Raw genomic sequence first — 19,474 nt, 5'->3', positions numbered from 1 at the left:
ATCATCTCGGAGATCGCGCGACGTCGGCGAGGTCACCAATCGTGCACCGTGCCGTCGGCGAGGCGGTTGAAGGGCAGATAGGCGCGCTGGTACGGATAGCGGCCGGCCTCGTCCATGTCGAGCTCGACGCCCAGGCCGGGAGCCTCTCCCGGGTGCAGATGCCCGTCGACCCAGGAGAAGCTCTGCTGGAAGACCGCGTCGGTCTTCTGCCCGTGCTCCATGTACTCCTGGATGCCGAAGTTGTGGATCGACAGTCCCAGATGCATCGCCGCAGCCATGCCCACCGGAGAGATGTCGGTCGGACCGTGCATCCCCGACTTGATCTGGTACTGCGCCGCGTAGTCGAGCACCTTCTTGAGGTGGGTGATGCCACCGGTGTGCGTCACGGCGGAGCGGACGTAGTCGATCAGCTGCTCCCGGATGATCTGCTGGTAGTCCCAGACGGTGTTGAAGATCTCGCCGATCGCCAGGGGCGTGGTGGTGTGCTGACGCACGAGACGCAGGGCCTCCTGATTCTCCGCCGGGGTGCAGTCCTCCAGCCAGAACAGGTCGTAGGGCTCGAGGCTCTTGCCGAGCTGCGCCGCCTGGATGGGCGTCATCCTGTGGTGTCCGTCGTGCAGCAGCGGCAGCTCGGGACCGAACTCGTTGCGCACCGCCTCGAAGACGGTCGGCATGTGCCGCAGGTAGCTACGCGTGTCCCAGTCCTCCTCGTTCGGCAGACCTCCGCGCTGCGCGGGCTCGTGGTCGTAGCGCACTCCGCTGTTCGCCTCGTACGTGGCGTTGGAGGCGATCCCGTAGATCGACGTCAGGCCGGGGACCGCGGACTGGATCCGGATGGCGCGGTACCCCTTCTCGAGGTGCGCACGAACACTGTCGAAGAGTTCGGGCAGGTCACGTCCGCTGGCGTGGCCGTAGGCCAGGAGCCCTCGTCGCGAGGCCCCACCGAGGAGCTGGTACACCGGCAGGCCCGCAGCCTTGCCCTTGATGTCCCAGAGCGCCATGTCGACGGCGGCGATCGCGGCCATGGTGACCGGCCCCCGGCGCCAGTAGGCGGAGCGGTAGAGGAACTGCCAGGTGTCCTCGATGCTGTGCGCGTCTCGTCCGAGCAGCAGCGGCACGACGTGCTCGGCGAGGTACGCGACCACTGCCTGCTCGCGTCCGTTCAGGGTGGCGTCGCCGAGTCCGGTGTGCCCGTCATCGGTCGTGAGCTTGAGTGTCACGAAGTTCCTGTCCGGGCTCGTGACGATGACTTCGGCTGAGGTGATGACCATTCTGCTGTCCTTCGATCGGCGCCGACGAGAGCCGCGGCGCTGCGGTGGAAACTTCAGTGAATCATGATGACCGATCATTGGCAAGCGATTGCCGCACAGCAGGCGGTATTCCCCAATATCGCTGAAAACAGCACGGCAACCGATTGACATTCGATTGCCAAAGAGCCAGACTGATCCGCATGCTTCAGCCACGACGCCGTGACCCGGATCGCCTCTTCCCCGTCGATCCGCGCACTCGCGCGATCTCCCGGGATCTCTACGAATCCGTCGCGGGCGCCCCGATCATCTCGCCGCACGGCCATGTCCCCGTCGAGTGGCTGTCGCACGACGAGCCGTTCGAGAATCCGACGAGCCTGTTGCTGCGCGACGATCACTACATCACCCGCCTGCTGCACGCCTCCGGTGTCGACCTCGACCGTCTGGGCCTGGGGGGTCATCAGGTGGATCCGCGCGACGCCTGGAGGATCTTCGCCGCCCACTGGCACGTCCTCGAGGGCACCGCGTCGGCGCACTGGCTGCGAGAGGAGTTCTTCGGGCTGCTGGGCTTCGATGAAGACCTCAGCGAAGCCAACGCCGACCGTCAGTACGAGCGCGTGGCCGCACTGCTGCGCACCCCGGAGTTCCGCCCCCGCGCACTCTTCGACTCCTTCGGCATCGACGTGCTGGCGACCACCGACGACCCCCTCTCCGACCTCGCCGAGCACGACGCGCTCCGCGGAGCCGTCGGCGGCAGGGTCCTGCCGACCTTCCGTCCCGACCGTTACGTCGATCCCGACGCGGAGGGCTTCGCCGACGGCGTCGCCCGCCTGCTCGAAGCGGAGTCCCAGCCGCCGACGTTCGCCGGTTATCTCGAGGCCCTACGCGCTCGACGTGCGCACTTCATCGCCCATGGTGCGGTCTCCGCCGATCACGGCGTGGAAGAGCCCTTCACGGTCGACCTCGATCCGCACGACGCGGACGCGCTCTTCTCGTCGGTGCGGGCCGGCTCGGCGACAGCGCAGGAGCGGCGCGTGTTCCGGGGCCACATGCTGCTGCAGATGGCCGGAATGAGCGTCGACGACGGGCTGGTGATGACCGTGCACGCCGGCGTCCTCCGCAATCACAGCACCGCGACCTTCCGCTCGTTCGGCCCTGACTCGGGCCACGACATCCCGGTGTCCACGGACTTCACACGCGGGCTTCGCCCGCTCCTCGAGCGCTTCGGACTCGCCCGCGACCTGCACCTGGTGCTGTTCACCGTCGATGAGACCGCGTACTCGCGGGAACTCGCGCCCCTCGCGGGCTTCTACCCCTCGGTCTACGTCGGAGCACCCTGGTGGTTCCTCGACGCTCCCGATGCGATGAACAGATTCCGCTCAGCCGTCACCGAGACCGCCGGGTTCACCCGCAGCTCGGGATTCATCGACGACACCCGCGCCTTCCTCTCGATCCCTGCACGGCATGACACCGCTCGCCGGGCCGATGCGGCGTTCCTCGCCCGTCTCGTCGGCGAGGGCCGACTGTCGGAGGCCGCAGCGCGGCGGGTGATCGGCGAGTCCGTCGATGCACTCCCGAGACGGGTGTTCAAGCTGTGACCGCGCTCCTGAGCCGCTCCGCGAGCGCTCCGCCGGTGCGGATCGTGCACCTGGGGCTTGGCGCGTTCAGCCGCTCCCACCTCGCCTGGTACACCGATCGCTCCGCCGATTCCGACCGATGGGGCATCTCCGCCTACACGGGTCGCTCGCGCGCTCTCGCCGACGCGCTGTCGGCACAGGACGGCCTCTACACCCTGGTCGAGCGCGGCGACGAGGGCGACCGGATGCAGGTCGTGTCCAGCATCGTGAGTGCGCGATCGGGAGACGAACTGCCCGAGTTCCTCGACGATGTCGCGGCGCCGGACACGGCCATCATCTCGCTGACGGTGACCGAGAGAGGCTATCGGCTCGCTGCGGACGGCCTGCACGACGCGGACGACCCCGAGGTCGTGTCCGACGACGCGGCCCTGCGCGACGTGATCCTCCGGGGCGCCGACCCGAAGACCGCCACGACGACCACAGCCCTCGGACGCCTGCTGCTCGCCCTTGAGCACAGACGACGTTCGGGAGCGGGTGCCGTAGCGGTGATGTCGTGCGACAACCTGCCGGACAACGGCGGGATGCTGCGCCGCGGGCTCCTCTCGTGGGCGCACAGCATCGACGAGGCCTTCGGCACCTGGCTCGCGCAGACGGCGTCGTTCCCGTCGAGCTCGGTCGACCGCATCACCCCGAGCGTATCGGACGAGGAGCTCGCGGAGCTGGGAGCTCCTCTGGGTGATCGGGCGCCGGTCATCGCCGAGCCGTTCAGCGACTGGGTGATCCAGGGCGATTTCCCCGCGGGCCGCCCGGAGTGGCACACCGCCGGAGCGACGTTCGTCGACGAGCTGGCACCGTGGGAGGACCGCAAGCTGTGGATGCTGAACGGCGCGCACACGCTGCTCGCCTGCCTCGGGCTGCTGCGCGGACACGTCTCGGTCGCCGACGCCATCGTCGACGACGAGTGCCGGCGGGCTGTCGAGACGTTCTGGGACGAGGCGGCCGCGCATCTCCCCTCCTCCGTCGATCCCGATCGCTATCGCGCCGACCTCGTCAGCAGGTTCGCGAACCGACGCATAGAGCATCGCCTGAGTCAGATCGCCCTCCACTCGCAGCTGAAGCTCGCGCTGCGGGTGGCTCCGGTGGCACTTCGCGAACTGGCCGCCGGGCGCTCGGCTCCCGGCGGCGCGACAGCGGTGGCCGCCTGGATCCAGGCGGGCCGCGACGGGCTGCTCGGCTCACCGACGCCTCCCGACGCGGACATCTCGACCATGGTCGGAGCGGTGTCACCCGCACTCGCCGCGAGTGCCGCGTTCGTGTCCTCCGTCGAGACGGCGATGAACACGTTCTCCCCGGTGCGAACATGATGACCACAGCCTCTCGCACCCTCCATCCGCATCACCTCTCGGGATCGAACCAGGACAGATCATGACCCTCTACATCTTGCGCAGGCTCCTCACGGGTCTCGTCCTCGCGCTGCTCGTGACCTTCATCACGTTCCTGCTGCTCGGGAGCTCGTTCGAAGCGGCGGCGTACACGATCCTCGGCCCCTCTGCGACGCCGCAGTCGGTCGCCGACCTCATGAACGCCCGAGGCTGGGACCGCCCTCTCGTCGTGCAGTACTTCGAGTGGCTCCTCCACGCGGTGCAGGGCGACTTCGGGGTCTCGGTGTACACGTCGCTGCCGGTCGCACCGTCGGTCATCCAGCGCCTGCTGGTGACGCTCTCCCTCATCGTGCCGGCCCTTCTCATCACTGCAGTCCTCTCGACGCTGCTCGGCGTGTGGGCGGCATCGCGCGGAGGAGCCGCCGACCGCACGGCGCAGGTGATCTCGCTCGTCGGATACATCGTGCCGGGGCTCCTTCTCGCGATCGGCCTCGTCGTCATCTTCTCCGTGCAGCTGAAGTGGCTGCCGGCGACCGGCTTCACCCCGCTCACGGACGATCCTCTGGCGTGGGTGCGCAGCATCACCATCCCGGTGATCGTCCTCGTGGTCGGCGGCGTCGCGAACCTCGCGGCCCAGGTGCGAGGACGCATGATCGACGAGCTCCGTCGCGACTACGTGCGCACCCTGCGCACCCGCGGAGTGTCGACGTCGTCGATCGTCATCCGGCATGCGCTGCGAAACGCCGGCAGTCCCGCACTGACCGTGCTGTCCCTCGAGTTCATCTCGATGTTCGGGTCCTCGCTCATCATCGAGAACGTGTTCGCCCTGCCGGGCTACGGCAGCTTCGCGTTCAACGCCTCGCTCCAGGGTGACATCCCGGTCATCATGGCCATCACCGCCTTCGGCGTGCTCCTGGTCTTCGTCGTCAACCTCATCACCGACCTCGCCAATGGCTGGTTGAACCCGAAAGCGAGAGTCCAGTGACGCTCCCCAACGATCCCACCACGCGGACGGTGCGCGTTCCCGGCACCGAAGCCATCGCCACCGCGACACGGTCGTCGCGGACCCCGGTGTGGAAGAAGCTGCTGCGCGACCCGCAGGCCGTCATCACGATCAGCCTTCTGGTCATCATCGTGCTCCTCGGCCTGCTCACGCCCTTCCTCACCTCTCATGGTCCGAACCAGACGGACCTGAACGCCATCAATGCCCCCGTGGGCACTCCCGGATTCCTGCTCGGGGCCGACGAGTCGGGGCGTGACATCTTCGCCAGGCTGCTGCACTCCATCAACACCGCGGTGATAGCCGCACTGCTGGGAACGAGCGTGGCGCTCGTCGTCGGCGTTCTGGGCGGTCTCGTCGGCGGCTACTTCGGGCGGATCACGCAGTCGGCCACCGAGTGGGTCTTCAGCCTGATCATGACCTTCCCCGGCGTCCTGCTGCTGATCATCCTGATGCCCGTCACCCGCGGCGACTACCGACCGACCATACTCATCTTCGGCGTCCTGCTGGCGCCAGGCATCTACCGGATCGTCCGCAACCTCGTGCTCGGGGTCAAGAACGAGCTCTACGTCGATGCCGCACGGGTGTCAGGTCTGGGAAACCTGCGCATCCTCGGCCGACATGTGCTCTTCGTGGTGCGGGGACCGATCATCATCGCCGCCGCCTTCCTCGCGGGAACGAGCATCGGCGTCCAGTCCGGTCTCGCCTTCCTCGGAGTCGGCTCGATCGAGATCCCGAGCTTCGGGGCGATGATCGCCTCCGGCTTCCGCAACCTCTACATCGCCCCCACCCAGTTCCTCTGGCCGAGCCTCCTGCTGGGTGTCATCACCGCATCGCTGGTACTGCTGGGCAATTCGCTGCGCGACGCCTTCGAGGGGGCCAAGCCCAAGGCCGCGCGCATCGGCGCGGCACCGAGCGCCGAGCGATCCGCCGACGAGGACGAGGTGGTCGACGCCCGTAACCTCGTGGAGATCAGGAACCTCGCCATCGCCTACCCGCAGGCCTCCGGCGGGATCGCCGAAGTCGTGCGCGGCGTCGACCTCAAGATCAATCGCGGGGAAGTCGTCGGGCTGGTCGGCGAGTCCGGATCCGGCAAGTCGCAGACCGCGTTCGCCACTCTCGGAGTGCTGCCGAACGAGGCGATCATCACCAGCGGCTCCATCGTGTTCGACGGCCGTGAGCTCGTGGGACTCCCCGAGGCGCGCATGCGCACCCTCCGCGGACGCGAGATCGCGTACATCCCCCAGGAGCCGATGTCGAATCTCGACCCCAGCTACCGCGTCGGCGTGCAGCTGGTCGAGGGCGTCCGATCGTCCAGCAGCATGTCGAAGGCGGAGGCGAAGGATCTGGTCCTCTCGCTCCTCGCCCGCGTGGGCATCGCGGATCCGCAGAGGACCTTCGACTCCTACCCCCACGAGATCTCCGGCGGCATGGCGCAGCGCGCGCTCATCGCCGGCGCCGTCGCGAGCCGACCGAAGCTGCTCATCGCCGACGAGCCGACCACGGCCCTGGACGTGACGGTCCAGGCGGAGATCCTCGACCTCCTGCGCGACCTCCAGGCCGAGCTCGACATGGCCGTCCTCCTGGTCACGCACAACTTCGGCGTCGTCGCCGATGTCTGCGACCGCATCGCCGTCATGCAGAACGGATCCATCGTGGAGGCGGGGACGACCCTCGAGATCTTCGATCACCCTCAGCATCCGTACACGCAGATGCTGCTCGGCTCCATCCTCGAAGAGGAATCGGTCCGTGCCGATGCCCCGCCCGCCGCTGTCGAAGGAGACGCGAAATGAGCCTGCTCGAAGTGCGCGATCTGCGCGTCGCCTTCCCCGCCCGGGGGTTCCGCGCGGCTCCGGTCGAGGTCCTGCACGGCGTCTCCCTCGACGTGGCCGCCGGCGAGACCCTCGGACTCGTCGGAGAGTCCGGCTCCGGCAAGACGACCATCGGCCGCGCCGTGCTGGGCCTCGTCCGCGCATCCGGCGGGTCCATCCGCTTCGCCGGCGAGGACATCACCACCGTGTCGGGCGCCGCGAGGCGGAAGCTTTCGAAGGACATCCAGGTCGTCTTCCAGGATCCGTACACGTCGCTCAACCCGGCCATGACCATCGGCGACATCCTCGCCGAGCCCCTGATCGTGCAGGGAGCGACGGGACGCGACGCGCGCGCCCAGGTCCGCACGCTCCTCGACCAGGTCGGTCTGCCGTCCGACGCGATCGAGAGGCTGCCGCGAGAGTTCTCCGGCGGACAGCGGCAGCGGGTGGCCATCGCGCGGGCGCTCGCGCCCCGCCCCCGCCTCATCGTGTGCGATGAGCCCGTGTCGGCCCTCGACCTCTCGACGCAGGCCCGCGTGCTCGACCTCTTCGTCGAGATCCAGCGGGCGACGGGTGTGGCGTATCTGTTCGTCTCCCACGACCTCACCGTCGTGCGGCACATCAGCCACCGAGTGGCGGTGCTCTACCGCGGCGACATGGTCGAGACGGGCCCTGCGGCCAAGGTGACCTCGGAACCCGATGATCCGTACACACGCAAGCTCCTCCTCGCGGCACCCGTCGCCGATCCTCGGCGCCAGCAGGAGCGACGCCTCGCCCGCCGGGCGCTGATGGATGCGGAACGCACGGCGTGACGGCTCGCACGCGAGGTGGCGCACGGTGACCGCTGCCGCCGAGGGGCTGCGCTGGGCGGTGATCGGCACGGGAAAGATCTCCGACTCGTTCGCCTCCGACATCCGTGCGGCCGAGGGGACGATCACCCGCGCCTGGGGACGAGATCCCGAACGCCTGGCGGGCTTCGCGCGGAGGCACGAGACAGTCGTGACGACGGATCTCGCAGCTGTGCTCGCCGCGGACGATGTCGACATCGCCTACATCGCCACCCCCGCCGCGACGCATGCGGCGCTCGCCGTGCAGCTGCTGTCGGCGGGAAAGCACGTGCTGGTCGAGAAGCCGATGGCGATGTCGGATGCAGAGGCCGCCGAGGTGTTCGACTGCGCCACCGCCCACGGCAGGTTCGCGATGGAGGGCATGTGGATGAAGTTCAATCCGCTGCACCGGGAGGTGATGCGGCGCGCTCTGTCCGGGGACTTCGGAGAACTGAGCCACGTGCGCGGCGGGTTCGGTGCGCCCTTCCCGCCCGGCGGCAGCCGCTGGAGCGCGGAACTCGGCGGGAGCGTGATCCTGAACCAGGCGATCTACACGACGACTCTGGCGACCTGGGCGCTCGGACCGGTCACAGGGGTCGAGGCGACCGGCCAGGTGCGTGACGGCGTGGATGTCTCGGCGGCTCTGACCCTGCGCCATGAATCGGGACTCTCGCAGGCCGCGGTATCCGCGCTCGCTTTCGTCGATCCGACGGCTGCCGTCAGCGGGTCGCGGGGGTGGGCGAGTATCGAGGGCATGTTCTGGGCGGGCCACAGAGCACGGATCCACTCCGGCGACGTCCCCGCGCTCTTCGAACGTCCGGAAGAGCTCGCCCTGCCTCTCGAGGGTCACGGCTACACCCCGATGATCCGTTCCGTGCACGAGGCTGTGCGGAGCGGTCAGCTGCAGCATCCGGAGCATGATGCCGACGCCACGCTCTCGGTGCTCGCCGTGCTCGCGGAGGCGAGAACGCAGATCTTCCGCGCCGCCGGGCAGGGGTCCCGATGACCGTGTTGGACTCTCCCCTCGCTTCGCGCGAAGATCGTCTCATGTCCCCATCTCCATCCCTCACCCCGTCGGCGACGCTCGCGCGCGCGGAGCGGATGGCTGCGCATGTCTGAGACTCCGTCTCGAAGCACGAAGGCGCCCACGATCTACGACATCGCCGAGCTGGCGGGAGTGAACCCTTCGACCGTCTCCCGAGCACTGTCGAAGCCGGGCAGGGTCAGCGCGAAGACGGAGGCGCGCATCCGGGCGGCAGCGGACCAGCTCGACTTCCGCTTCAACCCCATGGCGCGCGCGCTGCCGACGGGGCGGCGTCAGACGCTCGCTCTGGTCGTGGCCGACATCACGAACCCGGTGATCTTCGGCATCGTCAGAGGTGCGGAGAAGACAGCCGCCGAGGCGGGGTACACGCTGGTGATCGCCGAGTCGCAGGAGTCCGACGAGGCCGAGGCCGAGACCATCGAGCGTCTGCTGCCCAGCGTCGACGGGGTGGTGCTCGCCACGACGCGTCTGTCGAACGAACGCATCACGGCTCTCGCGGCCAAGAAGCCCGCCGTGCTCATCAACCGGGCCGTCGACGGCGTCAGCGGTGTGCTGCCCGACATCGACAGCGGCGTCGACGCGCTTCTCACGCATCTCGACGGACTCGGCCATCGGGCGCTCGTCTACGTCGCGGGGCCGTCGACGTCGTGGATCTCCGCACGACGCTTCGAACGCCTTCTCGAGGGGGCCGAGCACAGAGGCATGGCACTGACCGAGGTGGGGCACAACGCGCCGACCATCGAGGGGGGCCGCGATGCGCTCCGACGGGTGATCGCCTCGCGGGCGACCGCGGTCATCGGGTTCAACGATCTGATCGCCATCGGGCTGATGCAGGCCGCGGCCGAGCAGGGACTCGTGGTTCCCCGTGACCTCAGCGTCTCGGGCTTCGACGACATCTTCGGCAGCGAACTCATCACACCCCCTCTGACCACCGTTCGCGCGCAGCTCACCGCGGCAGGCGCTCGCGCCGTCGAGCGTCTGCTCGAGATACTCGCCGGTGCGGAGGACGAGCGCACGGACGCTCCCCTCGAGACGACCCTCGTCATCCGGGAGTCCACGGGAGCCGCACCGTCCTGACGCGTCAGGACCTCAGAAGTTGATCGCCACCAGAGTGATCACGGTGACCACGACGACGACGAGCAGTCCTCCCCCGCAGCCGATCGCGAGCAAGGGGCCGTAGCCGAGTCTCGAGGTTCGCGCACCCGACTGCCGCGCCGCAACGAGGAATTCGGGCCCTCCCCCCTGCTGGAAGGCGCGCGCAGCACCGGCGACGTTGGCGCCGCGACCGAGGTCGGCTCCAATCTCGAGACCCGGCTTGCCGACGACGTCGGCGACGCCGCCGACGACGCCGAGCCCGATGGCTCTGCCCACGGCGCGGGCGTCGGCGAGCAGCGGATAGCTCTGTCCGCGGACGACCAGCGTGATGCGCTGCGCCGCCGACTTCACCGTGACCTCGTCGGCCCTGACGCTGAAGTACTGGGTCCAGCCGCTCGGCAGCTCGACCCAGAGGGTGATGAGGCCGTTGCTGACCTCCGCCCGCGCGAGCAGCCAGCCGCCGGAGGCGTTGTCGCCGAGCATGCCCGAGAACACCGCGTACGGGGCCGGCGGAGGCGACGGATACTGCGGCGGCTGCGGAGGCGGAGGCGGCTGCGTGGTCATCGAATCCTCGAATCGTGGGAGGTGTTCATGGCATCCGATCGGTCCGGAGCCCGACGGGTGCTCGTCCGGAGGAGAACGGGTCAACCCTAGAACGAGCCTCGCTCATCTCGAGAACCACACGCGCATCCGAGGCTGACGAGCGGGCGATCGTCTGTCAGTACTCCACATCGAGCGCGACCACGTGCACGACGTCGACGATGGCCGCCGGGTCGGCGACGCCGGCCTCTCTCAGCAATCCGGTCCAGAGCATCCGAAGGGCGCGGTCGGGGTCTACGAGGCGGAATCCGTTCTTGTTCGCTTCGTAGACTCCGAAGCTCGCGCTCAGGATCAGGTAGCCGACCTCGCGCGGATCCGTCGCGGGAGGAAGCTGTCCGAGAGCGACGGCTTCACCGACCTGCGCGTACGCGTACTCGAACCAGCTCTGTCCGGTGTAGGGCAGCTCGAAGAGGTGGTGCTCGTGACTTTCGAGGACGAGTCGAATGGCTGCGGGGCCGAACGGGCTCGTCCGCGCGTCCGCCGCGGCACTGACGAGGAGGGTGAGAAGACGCGGCAGGCCCGGCTCCGCATGCTCGACACGCTCGACACGCTCGATGAGCACCTTCCACACCTCGAGCTGACGCTCCACGATCGTGTTGGCGATGTCCAGCTTGGAACGGAACTGGCTGTAGCTCAGAGCGGACTTCGGCTTGCCCATCTGGGTGGCGATGCCCGAGATCGATGTCGCCGCGTACCCATGCTCGGCGAACTGCTGAGCAGCGGCGAGAAGGATGCTCTCCCTGGTCGCCGCCTTCTGATCAGATCTGGAACCCACCTATGCACGCTACCCGCTGAATCGGGCGACCTTCCGCAGGCTCGAGTTTGTGGGAGCGGTCATCACGGGTAGATTCATTTCAGCAGACGAACGTCTGCTGAACTGGAGGGACACGTGAATCGAGAGAGGCACGCTCGACCTGAGCGGGAGGGGCCATGACACTCCGCCCCGCGCCGAGCGGGATCACTCACGCCGCCCCCGCCACGACCAACACCACGACGACGACGACGACGACGACGACGACGAATCCTCGCGAGCGGTTCCGACGAGCGAGCACGCTGCGGGAGGCCGCAGAGAAACTGCTCGCCGCGTGCGACACGCCTGACGAACTTCCCGGGGCCGAGAACCTCGACCCCGAGAAGATGAGGATGCTCGCCTCCCGCCTCCTGGGTCGTGCCGACGAGATCATCGCCGGGCTCGCGACCTCGCCGCGCCGCGACCCCTGAAGCCGGCCGGCTCTGAAGACACCCCCAGGTGGGTCAGCATCGACCCCTTCAGAGCCGCGCCCGCCGGAGACGACCCCCGAGAGCTCTCCGGCGCGATCCGATCCGTCGATCCCCCAGCCGGCGGATCGGATCGCATCCCCTCGAGTGGCGACGGCCACGGCCATCGGTCAGCCGCTCTGAGCAGTCCTGCGCCCGTCGACCAATCGGATCGTGTGCTCGGCGTCGCCGATCACGGCGGGGTCGTGCGACACGCACACGATGGCGACGCCGCGTGCGGATTCCTCGCGGAGCACGAGGCGGATGCGCAGAGCGCTCGGCGCGTCGAGGCCCGTCGTCGGCTCATCGAGCAGCAGAAGGTCGGCATCCCGCGCGAGCCCCTGGGCGAGCAACGTCCTCTGCTGCTGCCCGCCGGAGAGCGCGGCGAACGGCTCGCGGGCCAGCGAGCGGATGTCGAGGCGATCCATCGACCTCTCGACGAGCTCGCGCGCGGCGGCGTCCATGCGCCGCCACAGTCCGAGTCGGCCCCACGCCCCGACGCTGACGACGTCTCTCACCGATACGGGAAGGCCGGCGGGGATCGCGGCCCGCTGCGGCACGAACGCCACCGTGCCCCGCACGTCCCGACCGCCCGAGGTCATCGCCCGCGTACCTCCGAGCACCTCGAGAAGAGTCGACTTGCCCGCACCGTTGGGCCCGGTGATCACGGTGATCGCGCCGGCGCGGATACGGGCATCGACACCCACGAGGGCGGCTCGCTCGCCGAATGACACGTGCACGTCGGCGAGGGTCGCGGTCGCATCGTGAAGGAGGGCGTGGTCGGGCATGATCTCATCATATGAGTTTGATAATCATTCTCAAAAAGCTCTAGGCTCACTCACCATGACCATTCATCCGGCCGGCGTACTCGCCCCCTTCGCCCTCGACTTCCTGCAGCGCGGGATGCTCGGCGGCGCACTGGTCGCGATCCTCTGCGCGGTCGTCGGCACCTGGGTGGTCATCCGCGGGATGGCGTTCCTCGGTGAGGCGCTCGCACACGGCATGCTCCCCGGCGTCGCTCTCGCCACGGTGCTCTCGCTGCCCGTGCTCGTCGGCGGGGCGCTGAGCGCCATCGCCATGAGCCTCGGCATCGGCGCCCTCCAGCGGCGAGCGCGCCTGTCGTACGACACGAGCATCGGCCTGCTGTTCGTCTCGATGCTGGCCCTGGGCGTCATCGTCATCTCGCACTCCGGCAGCTTCGCCACGGATGCGACGGCGATCCTGTTCGGAGACATCCTCGCGATCAGCGGGACGGATCTCGTGCTGCTCGCCGCCGCCGCGACCGTCGGACTGATCGCCGCCGCCGCGCTCCACCGTTCGTTCGTGGCCCTGTCGCTCGACGCGCGGATCGCGGCGGTGCTGGGGCTGCGGCCGCAGGTCGCTCAGGCCGCGCTCGTCGGACTCGTGACCCTCGCCGTCGTCGCGTCGTACCAGGCCGTCGGCTCGATGCTCGTCGTCGGCCTGCTGCTCGCCCCGGCCGTCGCCGCAGGACACTGGACGACCCGCATCCCGACCCGCATGGCGCTGGCGGCGATCTTCGGCGTCGCCGCCGTCTTCCTCGGCCTGCTCGCATCCTGGTATGCCGCGACGGCGGCCGGCGCCTCCGTCGCGGCATCCGCCATCCTGCTCGCGTGCCTCTCATGGGCGGCGCACAGAGTCGTCGACTCCCTCTCCTCACGCGCGCGACGCGCCTGAGCCGCCGTCACGACCGTCCCCAGACGCCCACACACCCCGACACCCACACACCCGACACCGACACCCGACAGGAAGGGACCTCGTGCGCTCTCGCCTCGCCCTCTTCGCCCTCGCGGGCGCCCTCACCGTCTCCTTGTCCGCCTGCACCGCGGGCTCCGCCGACCCGGCCGCGACGGCATCGTCCGATGGCGGCCACGGCGCCGTCGCCGGAGCGGAGGAGGTGGCCGAACCCCAGCTCGGGTTGACCTCGATCGATCCCGACGGGGCCGTGACCCACCTCGACCTCCTCGATGAGAGCGTCACGGACATCGGCGAGATCTCCGCGCCGAGCGCACTGACGACCGATGGCCGCTACCTGTTCGCTCAGACGAACGACGGTGTCGAGATCGTCGACAGCGGCGTGTGGACCTGGGATCACGTCGATCACTTCCACTACTACCGCGCGGACCCCGCCGTGCTCGGCTCGGTGTCCGGCGAAGGCACGGCCGCGGTCGCGACGACCAACCTGTCGACGACCGGCGGCACCGGAATCTCGTTCGCCGACTCCGGCGACGCCGTGCTGCTCGACACCCAGGCGCTGTCGAAGGGCGAGATCAGCGAGCTCTTCCGCATCGAGCGCGAGCCGCACGAGGGGCTCGTCGTGCCGGTCGGCTCGTTCGCCCTGGTCACCGAGGCATCCGCCGGCATCGGCACAAGCGTGCGCGGGTACACGGCCGCGGGTGAGCCGACCGGTCTCGAAGAGCCCTGCACAGACCCCGCCGGCACGATCACGACACGGGTCGGCGCGGTGATCGGATGCGGGGACGGCGCGCTGCTCGCGCATGTCGACGGCGACGGACTGCAGGTGGAGCGCATCCCGTATCCGGCTGGGACGACCGCGCCTCCCGCCGAGTCCTTCGACAACCGCGAAGGGCGCCCCACCGTCGCCGGCCTCGCGGGATCCGAGGGGATCTGGCTCCTCGACACGCGCGCGAGGTCGTGGACGCTGCTCCCCTCCCCTGCTCCGCTCGTGCGTGTGACCGCGGTCGACGACGAAGACGGCACTCTGCTCGCACTCGCCCAGGACGGACGTGTGCTCGTGCTCGACGACGAGAGCGGAGCGGTGATCGCCGAGACCGCACCGCTCGTCACCGAGTCCCTCGCCGCGGGCGCTGCTCCGGCGCTGATCGCCGATCAGCACCGCGCCTACCTGAGCGCGCCGAGCGAGCACCGCCTGTTCGAGATCGACTACGCGGATGCCGCGCGCATCGCCCGCACCTTCGACACCGACACCGCACCGGCGTTCGTCGCCGAGACAGGACGATGACATGCGCCCCGCACGCCTCTTCACGACCGCCGCGCTCAGCGCCCTCGCCGCCCTCGTCGCGACCGGACTCGCCGCCTGCTCGACTCCGGTCGACCCGCGCCCGACCATCGTGGTCTCGACGAACATCCTCGGCGACGTCGTCGGAGAACTGGTCGGTGACCAGGCGCAGGTCGTGACACTCATGAAGCCCGATGCCGACCCGCACTCGTTCGAGATCTCGGCGCAGGAGGCCGCGACCCTGCGGGGCGCCGACCTGCTGGTGTCGAACGGCCTCGGCCTCGAAGAGGGGCTGCAGCAGCACCTCGACGCGGCCGACGGAGTGCCCGCGTTCGTGGCCGGCGACGCCATCCAGGTGCTCGACTACAGCGTGGGTGATGCCGCGGGGATGCCGGACTCGCACTTCTGGACCGACCCCGCGCGCATGATCGACGTCGTCGACGCCCTCGAACCCGTGCTCGCAGAGCTCGAGGGCATCGATGCCGAGGACCTCGACGCGACGGTCGACGACTATCGCTCACAGCTCAGGGCACTGGATGCGGAGATGACCGAGGCGTTCGCGACGATCCCCGACGAGCGGCGTGCGCTGGTGACCAACCACCACGTCTTCGGCTACCTCGCCGAGCGCTTCGACTTCGAGATCGTCGGAGCAGTGATCCCTGGTGGCACGACGCTCGCCGCCCCCTCGGCATCCGATCTCGCCGACCTCGTCGACGCGATCGACGAGACCGGCGTGCCCGCGATCTTCGCGGAGTCGTCGTCTCCCGATCGGCTGGTGCAGGCGCTCGCGAGCGAGGCCGACGTGCAGGTCGAGGTCATCGAGCTCTTCACCGAATCCCTCACCGGTCCCGACGGGGGCGCCCCCGACTACCTGACCATGATGCGCATCAACACCGAGCGCATCACCACCGGTCTCACCCGCTGAGACCTCCCCACAGAGAAAGAGGAATGCACATGCGAACCTCCCCCCTTCGTCGCGCACTGATCGGCGTCGCGGCGCTCGGCGCCGTCGTCACGCTGGCGTCGTGCGCCGCCGGCGGCTCGACCACACCGGCATCCACCCCCGACGGCAGCGGATCCGACGTGCAGTCGGGCCCCCGCGTCGCGGTCGCCTACGAGGGCGGCATCCTCGTGCTCGACGGCGAGACTCTCGACACCCTCGCGGACTTCGACTCCGAGCCGTTCACGCGTCTCAACGCCGCCGGCGACGACCGGCACGTCATGGTCACGATGAGCGAGGGCTTCCAGGTGCTCGACACCGCAGCGGGATCCACCGATGACCCCGCACTGACCGACACGATCTTCGAGGCCGACACCCCCGGCCACGTCGTGCGGCACGCCGGCAAGACCGTGCTCTACGCCGACGGCACGAGCGACACGACCATCGTCGACACCGCCGACCTGTCGAGCACCGGTGGACTGCCCGAGGTCGAGACCGTCGACGGCGTCGAGGCGCACCACGGCGTCTCGGTCGTGCTCGAAGACGGCACCTTCCTGACCACCGTCGGCAACGCCGACGGTCGCAACGGCATCGTGGCGAAGGATGCCGACGGCACCGAGATCGCGTCGTCCGACCAGTGCCCCGGAGTCCACGGCGAGGGCACCGCGAAGGACGAGGCCGTCGTCTTCGGCTGCGAGAACGGCGCGCTGATCTACCACGACGGCGAGATCACCAAGGTCGACGCCCCCGATCAGCCGTACGGACGCATGGGCAATGCGTACGTCAGCGAGACCAGCCCCCTCATCGTCGGCGACTACAAGAACGACATCGACGCCGAGGGCTACCTGCTCAGCGCGGTGACCCTGATCGACACCGAGGCCAAGACGCTCGAGGTCGTCGACCTGCCCGAGGGCGTCGAGTACACCTTCCGTGACATCGTCCGCGGACCGGACGATCTCGCCTACATCCTCAGCACCGACGGGGCGATCCACGTGCTCGACCCGGCGTCGGGCGAGATCACCGACAGCTTCCCCGTCGTCGACGCATGGGAGGGTCCCGCCGAGTGGCAGGACGCCCACCCGGCCATCGTCGTCGCCGGAGACATCGCGTACGTCACCGAGCCCGCGGCGAACAGCGTGCACGCGGTCGACCTGACCACAGGCGAGGTGCTCGCCAGCACCGAGCTCGACGTGACACCGAACGAGATCGCCCCGGCCGCAGGCTGATCTACCGCGGGTCGCATGAAGATGGGGATGTCTGGGGCTGTCGCCTCGGGCATCCCCTCTTCTGCTGCTGCTTCCGGATGCGCGGCGAGTAGCCGAGCCCGCATCAAGGTCGACATGATGAAGTGATGCGCACCTCGACAGTCTGGTTCTTGATCACCGCGATGACCGTGGTCTCGGTCGCGGTCCTCGCATTCGTCATGACCTACCGATTCGCAATTCCGCTGGTCGATCCGGCGCCACCTGTGCCGGACTACGGGCTCCAGGCGCTGATCGCCGGGATCACGATGGCGGCGGCTGTCGCCGGCGGCATCGGAGCTGGCGTCTACGCATCCACGCGTGAACGAGACCGTCGTCGGATCGTCGGATGGACGGCAGCCGCGTTGCTCCTGGGCACCGTTCTGGGAACGATCCTGGCGTTCGTCTCGAGTGCACGATAGGGTTTACCGCCACCTGGTTTTCGCTCGTATTCGGGCGAATTGTCCCCCTTAAGGGGGACAGCGATGCGCCACAGATTCTCGATAGCTTCGAATGCAACTGCTCGCCAAACGGGCGGGCCAGGAAGTTGGGAAGCGCAGTGAAACGCACTCGAACAACACTCTTCGGAACCATGGCAGTTGCATGTCTCGTCGCAATGTCGGCGGTCCCCGCCAACGCGGCGGACCCGTCGGGAGTCTCCGACGATCCCACCGACGGCCATCTCGGCAGCGTCGGAATCGACCAGCAACTGCCGAAGGACAGCGTCGCGGTCACAGCCGCAGATCTCACGCTGCCGGATGGCCAGCTGACTCTCGATTCGCAAGTCGCTGTCACGGACATCGTCATGGACGATGATGTGCGATCGATCAACACCGTGACCTGGGACAAGGACACCGACGTCCTGACGTTTTACGTGTACGGCGACTCAACTGAGGTAGCTGCATCGATCGACCAGATGCTCCCTTCAGAGCAGCAGTGGAAGATCGTCCCGTCTGTTCGGCCGATCGCCGATCTAGAGTTAGCGATCGAGACGCTCGCGGCCACCCCCGGCGCGCTTCCCGCTGGCGCGACGTTCGCGTCCGGTAAGCCGGCGCCGGATGGATCATCGATCACGGTCGGCATCGAGACCGCGAGCGACCGAACGCTCCGCGCGGCCCCGCTACCCGAAGCGTTCGAGGGCATCCCCGTGAACTTCGAGCGCGAGGAGATGGCGATCTCCACCACGCGAGCGCGCTCGACAGCGCCGGTGATGTCCGGAAACTACATGACAAACAACTCGACGTCGTGCACGACCGGCTTCCCGGTGCTTCGCGGTCAGGACAGCCAATACAACATGCTCACGGCTGACCACTGCGCGACGGTGCAGAACCAGACGTGGTACTTCGGTGGCGGTTCGCACTCCGCAGGCAAGTCGACCTTCCAGGCGCCGGGCGACACCGACCTCGAGCTGTTCATCGAGCCGGCGTCACTGTCGACGTGGGTGCTCGTCGGCAACCACACCGACAACGCCACTGTCGCGCCGATCCGCGGATACGTCGCGCCGGTGGGCGGGAACGGCATCTGCTACAGCGGCTCTCGGTCCGGGCTCGTGTGCAACAACGCGGCCGACAGCGCAGATACTTACAGCTGCATCGGTTTCCTGACCTGCTACTGGACCCGCTGGACCAACCAGGCCGCGGGTGTTCCTGCGGCAGGGAACGGCGACAGCGGTGGCCCCGTCATTGCTCTCGGTCAGCGCGCCGACGGAACGATCGGTGCATACGGCATCGGCGTGGTCTCGATGATCCCCGGTGGCTCGCCAGCGGTGTGCACTGGTGATCCGGGTGTCGCAGCCGACGGTGGTCGCAAGTGCTCCCCGAATGTCGGGTTCGCACCCCTCGGTCGATGGGCGTCGTCGCAGTCGACGCACAACCTCGTGTACACCACGTCGTAGAACCGGTGAGGGCGGAGATTTCGAGTTGTCGATGGATGAGCTGCGATCCGTCGCCAGGTTCGCTGCCGACTGTGCCGAGAAAACCAGCCTCGACCTACCTCGCGCGACTCGTCTATATACCGGCGACAGGGGCTGACAACGCTCGACGATCACGACCGCACCGCTGATCCACCGATGATCGCAGAGAGAGGGGATGCCTGGAGGTTTCACCCCCGGCATCCCCTCGCTGCTACTTCTGCTTTTTGCTTCCGTCGAGATCCAGGTGGAGATCGGCACGTGCGCCGCGTACACACCGGTGCCGGCGGTGACCTGGTTCAGTTTCATTGCATAGGCGCGCAGGGCGGCGGTGGCGATGTTGCCGAACTCGGGCGGCCCGGCAAGCGGGTTCTTCGAGGATCCGCCCGTGGTGAAGAGGAGGGCTCCCGAGTCGCGTCCGATCATGTCGGGCAAGACCTGCTGCGCTGCGGCGAGACCGCCGTAGAGGTAGTAGTCCAGTTCGGACTGGATGTTCTCCACCGTCGCATCCAGCGGAGCGACCATGGCTTCCGGGGACATTCCGG

General features: G+C 68.4%; 18 protein-coding genes. 14 read left to right on the top strand and 4 right to left on the bottom strand.

What is annotated here, in order from left to right; translation table 11 throughout:
* Nucleotides 1-32: 32 nt before the first annotated feature.
* A complete protein-coding gene (gene manD / locus FQ142_RS04315; protein ID WP_149422368.1) occupies nt 33-1,271 on the bottom strand; it encodes a D-mannonate dehydratase ManD in 1,239 nt (412 codons plus the stop codon).
* Nucleotides 1,272-1,450: 179 nt separating this feature from the next.
* Between manD and uxaC the strand changes: the two genes are divergently transcribed.
* From uxaC to FQ142_RS04280, 7 genes are all read left to right on the top strand, one after another.
* Complete coding sequence (uxaC, locus tag FQ142_RS04310; RefSeq protein WP_149422367.1) at nt 1,451-2,845, top strand: glucuronate isomerase; 1,395 nt, start codon at nt 1,451-1,453, stop codon at nt 2,843-2,845.
* Nucleotides 2,842-4,188, top strand: a complete 1,347-nt coding sequence (locus FQ142_RS04305) for a mannitol dehydrogenase family protein (RefSeq protein WP_149422366.1) — start codon at nt 2,842-2,844, stop codon at nt 4,186-4,188. The genes uxaC and FQ142_RS04305 overlap by 4 nt, the downstream gene beginning before the upstream one ends.
* Before the next feature lie 61 nt (nt 4,189-4,249).
* Nucleotides 4,250-5,191, top strand: a complete 942-nt coding sequence (locus FQ142_RS04300; protein ID WP_149422365.1) for an ABC transporter permease — start codon at nt 4,250-4,252, stop codon at nt 5,189-5,191.
* Nucleotides 5,188-6,999 (top strand): dipeptide/oligopeptide/nickel ABC transporter permease/ATP-binding protein, encoded by a 1,812-nt coding sequence (locus tag FQ142_RS04295; RefSeq protein WP_262492048.1) that lies wholly within the window; start codon nt 5,188-5,190, stop codon nt 6,997-6,999. The genes FQ142_RS04300 and FQ142_RS04295 overlap by 4 nt, the downstream gene beginning before the upstream one ends.
* Nucleotides 6,996-7,829, top strand: a complete 834-nt coding sequence (locus FQ142_RS04290; protein ID WP_149422364.1) for an ATP-binding cassette domain-containing protein — start codon at nt 6,996-6,998, stop codon at nt 7,827-7,829. The genes FQ142_RS04295 and FQ142_RS04290 overlap by 4 nt, the downstream gene beginning before the upstream one ends.
* A 25-nt stretch (nt 7,830-7,854) precedes the next feature.
* Nucleotides 7,855-8,850: a Gfo/Idh/MocA family protein gene (locus tag FQ142_RS04285; RefSeq protein WP_188042303.1), complete on the top strand. Its 996-nt coding sequence runs from the start codon at nt 7,855-7,857 to the stop codon at nt 8,848-8,850.
* Between the two features lie 105 nt (nt 8,851-8,955).
* The gene (locus FQ142_RS04280) at nt 8,956-9,966 is read left to right on the top strand and encodes a LacI family DNA-binding transcriptional regulator (RefSeq protein ID WP_149422362.1); all 1,011 of its coding nucleotides are present in this window, start codon (nt 8,956-8,958) and stop codon (nt 9,964-9,966) included.
* A gap of 12 nt (nt 9,967-9,978) precedes the next feature.
* On the opposite strand, the gene FQ142_RS04275 is transcribed toward FQ142_RS04280, so the two are convergent.
* Together FQ142_RS04275 and FQ142_RS04270 are read right to left on the bottom strand one after the other, a co-directional pair.
* Nucleotides 9,979-10,548: a hypothetical protein gene (locus tag FQ142_RS04275; RefSeq protein ID WP_149422361.1), complete on the bottom strand. Its 570-nt coding sequence runs from the start codon at nt 10,546-10,548 to the stop codon at nt 9,979-9,981.
* A gap of 154 nt (nt 10,549-10,702) precedes the next feature.
* Nucleotides 10,703-11,359: a TetR family transcriptional regulator gene (locus FQ142_RS04270; RefSeq protein ID WP_149422360.1), complete on the bottom strand. Its 657-nt coding sequence runs from the start codon at nt 11,357-11,359 to the stop codon at nt 10,703-10,705.
* Nucleotides 11,360-11,514: 155 nt separating this feature from the next.
* Between FQ142_RS04270 and FQ142_RS04265 the strand changes: the two genes are divergently transcribed.
* Nucleotides 11,515-11,805 (top strand): hypothetical protein, encoded by a 291-nt coding sequence (locus FQ142_RS04265; protein ID WP_149422359.1) that lies wholly within the window; start codon nt 11,515-11,517, stop codon nt 11,803-11,805.
* 167 nt (nt 11,806-11,972) lie between these two features.
* On the opposite strand, the gene aztA is transcribed toward FQ142_RS04265, so the two are convergent.
* Nucleotides 11,973-12,629 carry a zinc ABC transporter ATP-binding protein AztA gene (gene aztA, locus FQ142_RS04260; RefSeq protein ID WP_149422358.1) on the bottom strand — a complete coding sequence of 219 codons (657 nt, stop codon included), beginning with the start codon at nt 12,627-12,629 and terminating at the stop codon, nt 11,973-11,975.
* 55 nt (nt 12,630-12,684) lie between these two features.
* Here aztA and aztB point away from each other — a divergent pair, with 55 nt between their 5' ends.
* The 6 genes from aztB (at nt 12,685) to FQ142_RS17410 (ending at nt 18,914) form a co-directional block, all read left to right on the top strand.
* Nucleotides 12,685-13,536 (top strand): zinc ABC transporter permease AztB, encoded by an 852-nt coding sequence (gene aztB / locus FQ142_RS04255; RefSeq protein ID WP_149422357.1) that lies wholly within the window; start codon nt 12,685-12,687, stop codon nt 13,534-13,536.
* 82 nt (nt 13,537-13,618) lie between these two features.
* Nucleotides 13,619-14,842: an ABC transporter gene (locus FQ142_RS04250; protein WP_149422356.1), complete on the top strand. Its 1,224-nt coding sequence runs from the start codon at nt 13,619-13,621 to the stop codon at nt 14,840-14,842.
* A 1-nt stretch (nt 14,843) separates the two neighbouring features.
* The gene (gene aztC / locus FQ142_RS04245; RefSeq protein WP_149422355.1) at nt 14,844-15,764 is read left to right on the top strand and encodes a zinc ABC transporter substrate-binding protein AztC; all 921 of its coding nucleotides are present in this window, start codon (nt 14,844-14,846) and stop codon (nt 15,762-15,764) included.
* 29 nt (nt 15,765-15,793) lie between these two features.
* Nucleotides 15,794-17,005 carry a zinc metallochaperone AztD gene (aztD, locus tag FQ142_RS04240; RefSeq protein ID WP_149422354.1) on the top strand — a complete coding sequence of 404 codons (1,212 nt, stop codon included), beginning with the start codon at nt 15,794-15,796 and terminating at the stop codon, nt 17,003-17,005.
* Between the two features lie 125 nt (nt 17,006-17,130).
* A complete protein-coding gene (locus FQ142_RS04235; RefSeq protein ID WP_149422353.1) occupies nt 17,131-17,442 on the top strand; it encodes a hypothetical protein in 312 nt (103 codons plus the stop codon).
* Nucleotides 17,370-18,914: a hypothetical protein gene (locus tag FQ142_RS17410; protein WP_188042302.1), complete on the top strand. Its 1,545-nt coding sequence runs from the start codon at nt 17,370-17,372 to the stop codon at nt 18,912-18,914. Before FQ142_RS04235 ends, FQ142_RS17410 begins: the two co-directional genes overlap by 73 nt.
* The last annotated feature ends 560 nt before the right edge of the window (nt 18,915-19,474 follow it).

Origin of the sequence: Microbacterium sp. ANT_H45B (assembly GCF_008369345.1) — a bacterium.
Taxonomy (GTDB): domain Bacteria; phylum Actinomycetota; class Actinomycetes; order Actinomycetales; family Microbacteriaceae; genus Microbacterium.
The sequence above is the reverse complement of the archived record's forward strand: the minus strand, read 5'-3'. Positions and strand labels throughout refer to the sequence as shown.